This is a genomic window from Candidatus Kaelpia aquatica, assembly GCA_030765335.1.
Taxonomy (GTDB): domain Bacteria; phylum Omnitrophota; class Gorgyraeia; order Kaelpiales; family Kaelpiaceae; genus Kaelpia; species Kaelpia aquatica.
In genome coordinates this window covers 42,463-53,877 of record JAVCCU010000038.1, presented here as the reverse complement: position 1 = coordinate 53,877, position 11,415 = coordinate 42,463, and the positions used below count along the sequence as shown (strand labels likewise).

General features: G+C 37.9%; 12 protein-coding genes. 10 read left to right on the top strand and 2 right to left on the bottom strand.

What is annotated here, in order from left to right; translation table 11 throughout:
- The 10 genes from P9X27_06545 to accD all read left to right on the top strand — a co-directional run.
- On the top strand, positions 1-440 hold a 440-nt coding region (locus P9X27_06545; GenBank protein MDP8254035.1), incomplete at its 5' end, for an ABC transporter ATP-binding protein.
- 35 nt (positions 441-475) lie between these two features.
- Complete coding sequence (locus tag P9X27_06540) at positions 476-1,591, top strand: NAD-dependent epimerase/dehydratase family protein (GenBank protein MDP8254034.1); 1,116 nt, start codon at positions 476-478, stop codon at positions 1,589-1,591.
- 11 nt (positions 1,592-1,602) lie between these two features.
- Entirely contained in the window at positions 1,603-2,547 is a 945-nt protein-coding gene (rfbB, locus tag P9X27_06535) for a dTDP-glucose 4,6-dehydratase (GenBank protein MDP8254033.1), read from the top strand.
- The gene (locus P9X27_06530) at positions 2,519-3,199 is read left to right on the top strand and encodes an HAD-IA family hydrolase (protein ID MDP8254032.1); all 681 of its coding nucleotides are present in this window, start codon (positions 2,519-2,521) and stop codon (positions 3,197-3,199) included. The genes rfbB and P9X27_06530 overlap by 29 nt, the downstream gene beginning before the upstream one ends.
- Positions 3,200-3,263: 64 nt before the next feature.
- The gene (gene hrcA / locus P9X27_06525) at positions 3,264-4,310 is read left to right on the top strand and encodes a heat-inducible transcriptional repressor HrcA (GenBank protein ID MDP8254031.1); all 1,047 of its coding nucleotides are present in this window, start codon (positions 3,264-3,266) and stop codon (positions 4,308-4,310) included.
- Positions 4,311-4,324: 14 nt separating this feature from the next.
- Positions 4,325-4,891, top strand: coding sequence for a nucleotide exchange factor GrpE (locus P9X27_06520; GenBank protein MDP8254030.1), 567 nt, complete (start codon positions 4,325-4,327; stop codon positions 4,889-4,891).
- Positions 4,884-6,803 carry a molecular chaperone DnaK gene (dnaK, locus tag P9X27_06515; GenBank protein ID MDP8254029.1) on the top strand — a complete coding sequence of 640 codons (1,920 nt, stop codon included), beginning with the start codon at positions 4,884-4,886 and terminating at the stop codon, positions 6,801-6,803. The genes P9X27_06520 and dnaK overlap by 8 nt, the downstream gene beginning before the upstream one ends.
- Before the next feature lie 97 nt (positions 6,804-6,900).
- On the top strand, positions 6,901-8,043 hold the full coding sequence (gene dnaJ, locus P9X27_06510) for a molecular chaperone DnaJ (GenBank protein MDP8254028.1): 1,143 nt from the start codon (positions 6,901-6,903) through the stop codon (positions 8,041-8,043).
- 125 nt (positions 8,044-8,168) lie between these two features.
- Positions 8,169-9,392 (top strand): DUF1015 domain-containing protein, encoded by a 1,224-nt coding sequence (locus P9X27_06505; GenBank protein ID MDP8254027.1) that lies wholly within the window; start codon positions 8,169-8,171, stop codon positions 9,390-9,392.
- Between the two features lie 80 nt (positions 9,393-9,472).
- Positions 9,473-10,321 (top strand): acetyl-CoA carboxylase, carboxyltransferase subunit beta, encoded by an 849-nt coding sequence (gene accD, locus P9X27_06500; GenBank protein ID MDP8254026.1) that lies wholly within the window; start codon positions 9,473-9,475, stop codon positions 10,319-10,321.
- Here the strand turns inward: accD and thpR are convergent.
- Complete coding sequence (gene thpR, locus P9X27_06495; protein ID MDP8254025.1) at positions 10,308-10,883, bottom strand: RNA 2',3'-cyclic phosphodiesterase; 576 nt, start codon at positions 10,881-10,883, stop codon at positions 10,308-10,310. The genes accD and thpR overlap by 14 nt on opposite strands.
- Complete coding sequence (locus P9X27_06490) at positions 10,871-11,404, bottom strand: nicotinamide-nucleotide amidohydrolase family protein (protein MDP8254024.1); 534 nt, start codon at positions 11,402-11,404, stop codon at positions 10,871-10,873. The genes thpR and P9X27_06490 overlap by 13 nt, the downstream gene beginning before the upstream one ends.
- Positions 11,405-11,415: the final 11 nt, after the last annotated feature.

Sequence of the window (11,415 nt, the reverse complement as noted above, 5' to 3'; positions counted from 1 at the left end):
GAGATTTAGAGAGAGTTAAAGATGTTATTGAGAGATTCTCATTGACTGAAATACAGGGCCGCAGGATAGATGAGATCTCAGGCGGTGAACTTCAAAGGGTGTTATTTGCTCAGAGTATTGCCCAGGATCCGGAATTATTGCTTTTGGATGAACCTACAACCCATCTTGATATAGGACATCAGCTTGATATTATGAATGCTCTAAGCGATCTTAACAGAGAAGGTCTTACTGTGATTACAATATTACATGATTTAAATATCTCTGCAGAGTTTTGCGATCGACTTATTCTTATGGATAAAGGTAGGGTAGTCAGAGACGGAGAACCATCTTCTGTTATGGACTACAGTATAATAGAAGAGGTCTACAATGCAAAAGTTGTGATAAAAGAGAATCCTTATTCCGGGAAACCATTTTTAATATTGTATCGAAATAAAGCATAGGTTAAGATGTCTTTTTATTATAAAGGAGGCAGTCGATGAAAGCAGTTATTAGCGGTGGATGCGGTTTTATAGGTTCTCATTTAGTGGATGCTCTTCTTAGAGAAGGGTATGAGGTCCTAGTTTACGATAATCTAGAAGAACAGGTTCATCAAGGCAAGAAGCCTTCTTATTTAAATGATGCTGCTGAGTATATATATGGAGATATCAGAGACTATGATTCTTTTAAGAGTGTTCTTATGGATTGTGACTATCTTTTTCATTTTGCTTCTATGGTAGGTGTAGGGCAGTCTCAGTATCAAGTTAGGAAGTATATGGAGGTTAATGACCTTGGAGCAGCAAACCTTTGGGATATTTTAGTAAATAGTAAAAATAGAGTTAAGAAGGTTATAGTCAGCGCTTCAATGTCGAGCTATGGAGAGGGGCTGTATAATTGCGATAGCTGTGGTAAGGTAAAACCATCTTTAAGAGAAGAGTCTCAGCTTCAAGATAAAGATTGGCAGCTGCGCTGCCCCAATTGTTCATCCAGTCTGACTCCTATAGCTACAACAGAAGATACCTCTTTAGTTCCTAATTCTATCTATGCCTTAGGTAAGAAAGTTCAGGAAGAGATGTCTCTTATAGTGGGTAAGACCTATGGCATACCAGTTACATCTCTCAGGTTCTTCAATGTCTATGGTTCCAGGCAATCGTTGTCCAATCCTTATACAGGTGTCTGTGCTATATTTATGTCCCGAATTAAAAATGATAAATCTCCTTTTGTTTTTGAGGATGGCAAGCAGAGCAGAGATTTTATATCGGTTAAGGATGTAGTGAGAGCGGCTATTAGAGCGATTGAAAAGAGTGAGTCAGATTATAAGATTTGTAACCTTGGCAATGGAAAGCCTTATAGTATAGAATCTGTTGCGCTTGAGCTTGCTAAATTGTTTGGCAAAAATATAACACCCCATATACCTGGTGGTTACAGGAAGGGCGATGTAAGGCATTGTTATGCAAGTATAGAGAATGCTAAAGAGTATCTTGATTGGGAGCCTGAGATTGATTTTGTAACTGGGTTGGGGGAGTTGATTGAATGGGCTAAAAATGAACCTGCTTTCGATAGGTTTGATAAAGCATTTGATGAGCTTATAAAGAAAAATCTAATTAAAGAGTGATTCATAAGAAGATGCAGAGGGTTTTGGTAACCGGCGGCGCTGGTTTTATCGGGTCAAATTTCGTACGCTTTTTAATTAAAAAAGGATATTGCGTAACTGTTCTGGATAATTTAAGCTATGCTGGCCGTAGAGAAAATCTAGGAGAAGTTATCTCAGATATTGATTTTATAAAAGGGGATATAACTGAAGCGAGAGATGTTAGAAAGGCTATTAAAGGGGTTAGAGTAATTGTTAACTTTGCAGCTCATACTCATGTCGATAGAAGTATAGATGATGCTGCCCCCTTCTTTAAGACAAACTTTTACGGGACATATAATTTGTTAAACCTGGCTCTTAAAAGTAGAGTAGAATTGTTTCTGCAAATATCAACCGATGAGGTTTATGGCAGCATCTTACGGGGAAGTTGCGGGGAAGATGCATGCTTAAATCCCAGCTCTCCATATGCAGTTACAAAGGCTTTAGCCGATAGGGCGGTAGAGGAGTTTCATGGGAGCCATAATTTCCCGGTTATCATAGTGAGGTCTTGCAACAATTATGGGCCTTACCAATATCCTGAGAAATTTATACCCCTAGCTATAACCAGCTTACTTAGAGGCGGTGAGATACCTATGTATGGAGAAGGATTTAATGTAAGAGACTGGATCTATGTCGATGATACTTGCTTTGCAATTGAATTGATCTTGAGAAAAGGTAGAGCGGGATCTGTGTATAATATCTCTGCTGGAGTCAGGAGGAGGAACATTGAGCTGGCAAAAATAATCTTAAAAAAGATGGGCAAGACCTCCAGCTCCATTAAGTATGTTAAGGATAGAGCTGATCATGATTTTAGATATGCTATGGACAGCTCTAAACTCTTAAGTCTTGGCTGGAAAGATAGTTTTAGTTTGAGCAGAGGTTTAGATAACACAATAGATTGGTATCGTAAGAATGAAAAATGGTGGCAGAAAATTGTCTAATATTAAGCTTGTAATGTTTGATCTCGACGGCACTCTCTTAGACGCATATCTTGCAATTGAAAAAGCCCTAAATGCAGTAAGGGCAAAGTTTAATTTAGAGGCTCTATCTCTTGCTGAGGTCAAAAGAGCTGTAGGTAAAGGGGATAAGAGTCTTATGGAGGATTATTTTTCAGACGATATTGCTATAGAAGCTCTAACGCTTTATCGCCAAATGCATAGAGATACACTCCTTAAATATGCAAAACTTTTGCCTCATGCAAAGGAGATATTAAGTTATCTTAAAGAGAGAGATTATTTCTTAGCCCTTGGAACCAATAGGCCGGCTATATTTACCAGGCTTATCATAGAGCATCTTGATATTGATAGATTCTTCGATTATATAATTTGCGGGGATGAGCTGGATGCTTTTAAGCCGAAGCCGGACATGATTTTAGAGGCTATGAAGAAGTTTGATTTAAAGCCCGAAGAGGTTGTGTATGTAGGTGATATGGTTATCGACGTTGAAACTGCAAATAACGCTGGAGTAAGATCAATTGCCCTTACAACAGGCTCTAGCAGCAGAGAAGAGTTGATTATTAGGAATCCTTTTGCGATTATAGGTAGCCTAGGTCAGCTCAAAGATTTTTTTAAACTTCTTAATATTATTCCTTGACAAGGGCTATCTTGTATTGTAATATTTAGCACTCAGTGTTAAAGAGTGCTAAAGAGGTAAGAATATGGTAAGAAATAATAAAGAAGAGAGAATGGATAGGATATTTACAGGTATAGTTAAAACTTACATAGAGACCGCTATGCCTGTTGCATCCAAAGCCCTTGTCTGTAAATACAGGCTTAAGATTTCTGCTGCTACTGTCAGAAATATTATGGTTGAATTGGAAGAGTTGGGATATCTCAAAAATCTTCACACTTCTTCAGGCAGAGTTCCTACAGATAAAGGGTATAGATATTATGTAAATATGGTAATGGACGAAGAACAACTAACCCCCTCTGAGAAAAAGAAGATCTTAATGCATATTATTAATACTCAATGGGATGAGGTTGAGAGATTATTTACACATGCCCTTCAGGTGGTGACAAAGTATACAAACCAAGTCTCTGTTTTGTTATACCATCGTGTTCGCAATGTCTATGTGGAGAAAATAGATCTAGTTTATATTAACAAGTTTAAAGTTCTGTTTATAATAATAGCTGACAACGGAGACGTGCTACATCTCTTTATAGAAAATGAGAACATCCCCTCCATAGATGAGCTTAGGAGTTTTCTTAAGTTTGTAAATAGAGAACTGCAAGGGCAATCTCTTTATGAGGTAAAGAATTATATAAAGAGAAAACTGGTCTCCTTAGATGATTCTTTTTATCACTTATTTTCTTCACTATTCAATCTCTTAATTAAATCACTGGAGAATATGGATGAGAAAATATTTATGTACTTTGGGGCCAATAGAATAATCCAATATCCGGAATTTAGAAATGTAGATGTTCTGGAGAGAGTTATAAAGCTGCTTGAAGAAGAGTCGGGTTTAACTAAAATTATGGAGAGTGATATCGGAGGTTCAGATGTCAATATTCATATAGGCGGAGAGAGTCTCTCTATGGATATAGAAAATTGCTGCATCTTAACTTCAAAGTATAAAGTTAAAAATAGAGCTTTGGGAACAATAGGTATACTTGGTCCTACCAGGATTCCTTATGCTAGATCTATATCAGTTGTGAAATATGTATCTGATGTTTTAACGCAGGCACTAGATAGTGCTGTATTTTAAAGGGGTAAGTAGATATGAAGAAGAAAAAGGATAGAGAGCTTGAAACTGAAGAGCCTAAGACTGAGGAGCTTGAACTAGAAGAGGTTCTAGAAGACGTGGTTTTGGTTAAGGTAAAGGAAGAGTTAAGTGAAACTAAAGATAGTTGGTTAAGAGCTGTTGCAGAGTTGGATAATGCCAGAAAGAAGTGGGCAAAAGAGAGGCAGGATTTGTTTTCTTATGCTCAGATAGATTTAATTAGAGGTATCATACCTGTTTTAGACCATTTTGAGCATGCTATGCAGTTGTTGCCAGATGTAAAAGATGAGTTTGAACAGGGCATTGAGATGATATATAAAGAGATGAACAATACTCTTGAGAAATACGGTTTGGTGAAAATAAATGATCTTAAGGACAAAGACTTTGATCCTTTTGAGCAGGAAGCTGCATCTCATGAAGAGGATGAAGATGTAGCCGAAGATAAAGTAATAGAGGTATTAAGGTCGGGTTATAAATTTAAAGATGTTTTGATAAGACCGGCTATGGTCAAGGTTTCTAAAGGTAAATTCGAGCAGGATAAAACAGGAGGTGAAGGAAATGGCTAAAGCTATAGGAATTGATTTAGGTACAACAAATTCAGTAATTGCAGTCTACGATGCAGGAGAACCGCAGGTTATTACCAATAAAGAGGGAACGCGTACTACTCCCTCGGTTGTTGCATTCACCAAGACTGGTGAGATTCTTGCTGGAGGTCCGGCTAAGAGGCAAGCGGTTACGAATGCCGAGAACACAGTATTCTCTATCAAGAGGCTTATGGGCAGAAGATACAATGAAGTCAATGAAGAGATGAAGATGGTTCCTTATAAAGTTGTAAAGGAAGCCAATAATGATGCCAGGGTGAAGATAAACGATAAGGTTTACTCTCCGCCTGAGATATCGGCTATGATTTTAAGAAAGTTAAAACAAGATGCAGAAGAGTATTTAGGAGAGAAGATTACTCAGGCGGTAATAACAGTCCCTGCTTATTTTAATGATTCTCAGCGCCAGGCTACAAAAGACGCTGGTTCCATTGCAGGCCTTGAGGTTTTAAGAATTATAAATGAGCCTACAGCCGCGGCCTTAGCATATGGTTTAGATAAGAAGCAGGGCGGTAAGGTTGTTATATATGATTTTGGCGGCGGTACTTTTGATATCTCTATTTTAGAGATTGGAGACGGAGTCTTTGAAGTCAAGTCTACTTCAGGCGATACGCATCTAGGCGGAGATAATATTGACCATAAGATTATTGACTGGATAGCAGATGAATTTAAAAAAGAGCAAGGGATAGATTTAAGAGAGGATAGAATGGCTCTTCAAAGACTTAAGGAAGCTGCAGAAAAGGCTAAATGCGAATTATCTTTTAGTCTTCAGACAGAGATTAATCTTCCCTTTGTTACAGCTGACAGTTCCGGGCCTAAGCATCTCACAATGAATTTAACTAGAGCAAAGTTAGAGGCTATCTGTGAAGACCTTCTAAATAGAACCGTAGGTCCTTGTAAGCAGGCGCTCTCTGATGCAAAACTAAGCCCAGAGGATATAGACGAGGTTATACTTGTAGGTGGTCAGACAAGGATGCCTAAGGTACAAGAGATGGTTAAAGAGATCTTCTCTAAAGAGCCTCATAAGGGTATAAACCCCGATGAGGTTGTTGCTTTAGGGGCTGCTATTCAGGCAGGAGTTTTATTGGGAGATGTCACAGATCTATTACTCTTAGATGTTACGCCTCTCTCTTTTGGGATTGAGACTTTAGGCGGGGTTATGACTACTCTTATTCCAAGAAATACTACTATACCAACAAAGAAGAGCGAGACTTTTACAACAGCGGCGGATAGCCAGACAAACGTTGAGGTGCACGTGCTTCAGGGTGAAAGATCTATGGCTTCTGATAACAGAAGTTTAGGCAAGTTTATTTTGGAAGGTATTCCGGCAGCTCCGCGCGGTGTTCCGCAAATTGAAGTTTCATTTGATATTGATGCCAATGGTATCCTTCATGTTGCCGCAAAGGATAAAGGGACAGGGAAAGAGCGTAAGATAAGGATTGAATCCTCTTCTGGACTTGAAAAGGATGAGGTTGAAAATTTGGTTAAAAATGCAGAGTCCCATGTTGAGGAGGATAAGAAAAAGAAAGAGTTAATAGAGGCTAAGAATGAGCTCGACGGCTTGATCTATTCAACAGAGAAGTCGCTTAAAGAGCATGGAGATAAAGTATCTGAAGAGGAGAGAAAAACGCTTCAGGAGTCTTTAGATGCAGCTAAGGTAAAGATGAACTCTGAAGATGCAGCTGAGATTAAGGAAATAAAAGAGAGCCTGTTAAAATCATCTCATAAATTGGCTGAAGAGATTTATAAAAAGACAACTCAGGATGCAGCTGGAAGTCAGGCTTCTCCTGAAGGCGCATCAGAACCTAATCCGGGAGAGGGAGAAGATAGCCCTAAGAGTAGCGGTGATGATGTTATAGATGCGGAGTATAAAGAATAAGAATAATATAGTATAATTAGACAGGGATTATAATAGAGATAAATATAATCCCTGTCTTTAACCACTCTACTTATCTCTAGATGGATATGTTATTAATATGAAAAGAGATTATTACGAAATATTAGGTCTTACCAAAGGGGTTTCAAAGGATGAGATTAAGAAAACCTATAGGAAGCTTGCTATGGAGCATCATCCTGACAGGGTATCTGCCGATAAAAAAGCAGAGGCTGAGGAGAGATTTAAAGAGATCTCAGAAGCATATGCTGTTCTCTCCGATGATGAGAAAAAATCTCAATATGATGTCTATGGTCATGCTGGGATAAACTCTCATTATTCACAGGAGGATCTGTTTAGAAATGTAGATTTCTCCAGCGTATTTTCAGATCTAGGTTTTGGCGGCTCTATATTCGAAAATCTTTTTGGAGGTTTTGGTTCATCTAGTCATGGTAATCGTTCTGGAGGTGTTAAGAAGGGAAGAGATCTAGAGTTTAAGATGTCTTTGACTTTTCAGGAAGCTGTTAAAGGTGCCGACAAAGAGCTTAGCTTTCCGTCTTATGCAAAATGTTCTAAATGTTCAGGGAGTGGTTCTGTTTCAGGCAATTTAGAAGATTGCCGTCAATGTGGCGGAGCTGGGCGAGTATCGCAGCAAAGAGGTTTTTTTGCAGTGACTACAGCATGTCCTTCTTGTAAAGGTGAGGGCAGGATTGTAAAAGACCCTTGCCCTGATTGTCGCGGTAGAGGAAAGATAAACGAGACAAAAAAACTGGAAGTAAAGATACCCTCTGGAGTTGATAATGGTAGTATTTTACGTCTTTCAGGTAAGGGGGAGATCGGAGATAAGGGAGGCCCTGCTGGAGACCTCTATTTGCATATTGCGGTTAAGCCTCATGAAATATTCAGGAGAGAGGGGAGGGATATTGGAATAGAGCTTCCTATTACTCCTTCAGAGGCTGCTTTGGGTGTAGAGATTCAGGTGCCTACCATTGATGGTGTAGTTAAGATGAAGATTCCAGCCGGAACTCAGAGCGAGAGAGTCTTTAGGCTTAGAGGCAAAGGGGTAGCAGATCCTAGAATCGGCGTTAGAGGGGATGAGCTTGTTAAGGTACTCATAGATACCCCAACAGGGTTAAATAGAAAACAGAGAAAACTTCTAGAGAGTCTTAATAAGGAGATCCCTGACGACTATTATCCTCAGAAGAAGAGGTTCTCTCAGTTAGTAAAAAACATTTTAGTTAAGTAGAGAGATTTTATTTTTTTCGTTTATTTTTTATTCTATTTATGTTATATCAGGTAGAACAATCTTGGTCTTTTTTGTGGCATTTATATCTAATATCTATTATTGAAGGATAAGCATTTATTCAAGAAATGGCAAAGATAAAACCTTTTAAAGGTCTCCTATACAATAGTGACAAAGTAGATCCTGTTAACGTTGTTGCTCCCCCTTACGACGTAATAATGCCGCAGGGGCGAGATGATTATTATGAATCATCTCCCTACAATGTTATTCGCCTGATATTAAATAAATCATCTCAACCTTATAGAGAAGCTGGATTAGTGTTAAATAAATGGATAGAGGAGAATGTTTTAGTCTTTGACAGCAATGATTCAATCTATCTCTATCGTCAGAAGTATAACTATCGCGGAAATAGTTGCTCTCGCTATGGGTTTATCTCTTTACTTAAATTAGAGTCTCCAGGATCTGATGTTCTTCCCCATGAGAAAACCTATGAAGGTCCTAAAAAAGATAGGTTTAGCTTATTGGAGGAGGTTGAGGCGAACCTCTCACCTATATTTGCTACTTTTTCAGATAAAGATAGAGAGTTGTTGAAAATATTTAAAGATATAGAAAAGAGGGCCCCAATCTTTAGTTTCGATTTTGAAGGTGTAGACCATGCTCTTTGGGGAATATCTGAAAAAGAGTCTCTTGATAAGATAGTCTTACTGATGAGCTCAAAATCGATATTGATAGCAGATGGTCATCATAGATATGAGGTTGCTTTAAATTATAGAAACATGAGACACTTAAAGTCTCAATCTTCTAGCGAAGAGAGCTACGATTATCTTATGAGTTATTTTGCTCCAATAGAACAGGACGGTCTAATCGTTCTGCCTACTCACAGGCTGGTGAAATTAGGTCTCTCAGAGGATAATTTTAAAGCCAAACTGTCGGATTACTTTGAAATTGAAGATTTTATAGATTTAGAAGTCATGCTTGCTGCTTTAGAAAAATTGCAGATTCTCGGGTTCGGAGTCTCTACTCAATCTGGGTTTTCTCTATTAAAAATAAGACCCAACACTAAAGAGAGGTTTCAGAAAGAGAATAACCAGCTTTTTAAGTTTGATGTTACTGTGCTCCATGATTTTATACTGGGTGAGATCTTTGATTACAAGGGAGCTATTGTATATAAAAAAGATGAAGAAGAGGCTGTAAGAGAGTTAAAAGAGAGCGGGCTTGACACCGCGTTCTTTCTTAAGCCTATTCCAATAGAGCATATCATAGATGTAGCCGAAAAAAAGCTTCTGATGCCTCAGAAGTCGACCTACTTTTACCCTAAAATATTAACAGGTTTACTCTTCCATAAATTTTAAATTGATAAATATAGCTTGCTGCTGTATAATTTAAAATTACCTATAAATACTTTTAAAAAACAGATTTTGAGGTTAAATTTATGTCATTTTGGGGTAAGCCTAAATATACTTTAGTAAGAATAGCCAGAAAGAAAGATATTCCGGCAGGATTGTGGAGTAAGTGTCCTTCTTGTGGAGAGATCCTGTTTAAAAAAAAGATAGAGGATAATTTAAAAGTCTGCATTCGCTGCGATTACCATTTTACACTCAATGCTGATGAGAGGATAAAACTTATAGCCGACAAGGGAAGCTTTAAAGAGATAGATAGGGCTATCTTTTCAACCGATATTTTAAATTTTCAGGGCCCTAAGTCTTACGAAGATAAATTAAAGAGAGAGAGAGAGAAGACTGGGCTATGCGATGCTGCTGTTACAGGCAGAGCTAAAATTGATGGAATAGATATAATGTTAGGAGTTACCGATTCTCGTTTTATGATGGGCTCCATGGGCTGCGTTTTAGGAGAAAAAATTACTCGCCTTGTTGAAGAGGCTCTGGATTCTAAGATCCCGGCTATTATTATATCAGGTTCCGGCGGAGGGGCCAGGATGCAGGAAGGGCTGTTTTCTTTGATGCAGATGGCTAAGACATCAGCAGCCCTATCGAGATTAAAAGAGTCAAATATTCCCTATATTTCTATTTTGACCAATCCTACTATGGCTGGTGTCCTTGCTAGCTTTGCAACTTTGGGAGACATTTTGATTGCTGAGCCTAAAGCTTTAATAGGTTTTACAGGCCCAAGGGTTATTGAGCAGACCATTAGGCAGAAGCTGCCTGCCGGTTTTCAGACTTCAGAGTTTCTCCTTGAACACGGCTTGATAGATTCAATAGTTCATAGAAAAGATCTGAAGCATACCCTGAGCACTATTCTGGATTATTTTACTTATTCTTAGATAGCTCCCATCTTGTTATTGTTTTATATTGAGGGCCGGCTGGGGTAAGATTACTTTTGATAAGAGAGATCCTCTCTACGGCTATCTGCTGGAAACTTTGTTCGGAAAAATTCAACAGCGTCGCTTTTAAAGCATCTATATTATTGGATGATTTTACTCGTCCGATAGTTATATGAGGGTGAAAATCTCTGTCATCCGTTGTAATTTTGCAGCCATCAAGCAGTAATTTTATTTTTTTGTTTAGTTCTATTAGTTTTTCTGCTCCATCTTTTATACCTATCCATAGTATCTTGGGATTTTTTGTGTTTGGAAAGCACCCTATGTCCTTGGGTAATATTTTAAAAACTTTAGTACTTGAGATAAGATTTTGAAGCTCTTTTCTTATTTCGTCAACCTTGGTTGCTTCGATATTACCTATAAAGATTAGTGTTATATGAATGTTGTCTGGAGCTATGAGCCTAATGTCTGCTTTGGATTTTTTAAAGCTGTTTTGGATATTAGATATTATAGTTCGAGTTTTATCGTCTATCTCAATGGCTATAAAAGTTCTTAAAGCTGACATAGCTCTTGGTATAACAGTTGCAGTGCCTGGGTTACTGCCTCTTTTTTAATTGTAATTCTACTGCCATTTAATCTCAATTTTTTAACGGTGGATTTATTCGGCAGTGATAGCGCTATATATACTTCTCCTTTAGATCTATTTTCCATTGTTTTGGGGCCCAGTATTCCGGTTGTAGCTATGCCTATCTCACTATTCGTCAAAGACTTTACATTATCTGCCATCTCTTTAGCGCATTCCTTACTTACAGATCCGTAGCTGCTGATCGTATTTTTATCTATCTTCAGATATTTTAATTTTGATTCTATATTATAAGTAATAAATCCTGTTTTAAAATAAGAAGAACTGCCGGCTATATTAGTAAGTCTACTTGCTAGAAGACCGCCTGTGCATGATTCAGCAGATGATATAGTAAGATTATTTTTTTTAAGCAGAGAGGATATCTTATGATTTATTCTAACTGTATTGGCCATGTTTTTTATTGTAGCTGTTCTTTTAACTATTGAAAATAAGTTTTTTTTCATTTAGAATAGGC

What these genes read in the sequence shown, in the direction of transcription:
- P9X27_06490 (MDP8254024.1), bottom strand. Translation starts at nt 11,404, where the DNA reads ATGAAAAAAAACTTATTTTCAATAGTTAAAAGAACAGCTACAATAAAA.
- P9X27_06530 (MDP8254032.1), top strand. Translation starts at nt 2,519, where the DNA reads ATGAAAAATGGTGGCAGAAAATTGTCTAATATTAAGCTTGTAATGTTT.
- dnaJ (MDP8254028.1), top strand. Translation starts at nt 6,901, where the DNA reads ATGAAAAGAGATTATTACGAAATATTAGGTCTTACCAAAGGGGTTTCA.
- hrcA (MDP8254031.1), top strand. Translation starts at nt 3,264, where the DNA reads ATGGTAAGAAATAATAAAGAAGAGAGAATGGATAGGATATTTACAGGT.
- accD (MDP8254026.1), top strand. Translation starts at nt 9,473, where the DNA reads ATGTCATTTTGGGGTAAGCCTAAATATACTTTAGTAAGAATAGCCAGA.
- rfbB (MDP8254033.1), top strand. Translation starts at nt 1,603, where the DNA reads ATGCAGAGGGTTTTGGTAACCGGCGGCGCTGGTTTTATCGGGTCAAAT.
- thpR (MDP8254025.1), bottom strand. Translation starts at nt 10,883, where the DNA reads ATGTCAGCTTTAAGAACTTTTATAGCCATTGAGATAGACGATAAAACT.
- P9X27_06520 (MDP8254030.1), top strand. Translation starts at nt 4,325, where the DNA reads ATGAAGAAGAAAAAGGATAGAGAGCTTGAAACTGAAGAGCCTAAGACT.
- P9X27_06505 (MDP8254027.1), top strand. Translation starts at nt 8,169, where the DNA reads ATGGCAAAGATAAAACCTTTTAAAGGTCTCCTATACAATAGTGACAAA.
- P9X27_06540 (MDP8254034.1), top strand. Translation starts at nt 476, where the DNA reads ATGAAAGCAGTTATTAGCGGTGGATGCGGTTTTATAGGTTCTCATTTA.
- dnaK (MDP8254029.1), top strand. Translation starts at nt 4,884, where the DNA reads ATGGCTAAAGCTATAGGAATTGATTTAGGTACAACAAATTCAGTAATT.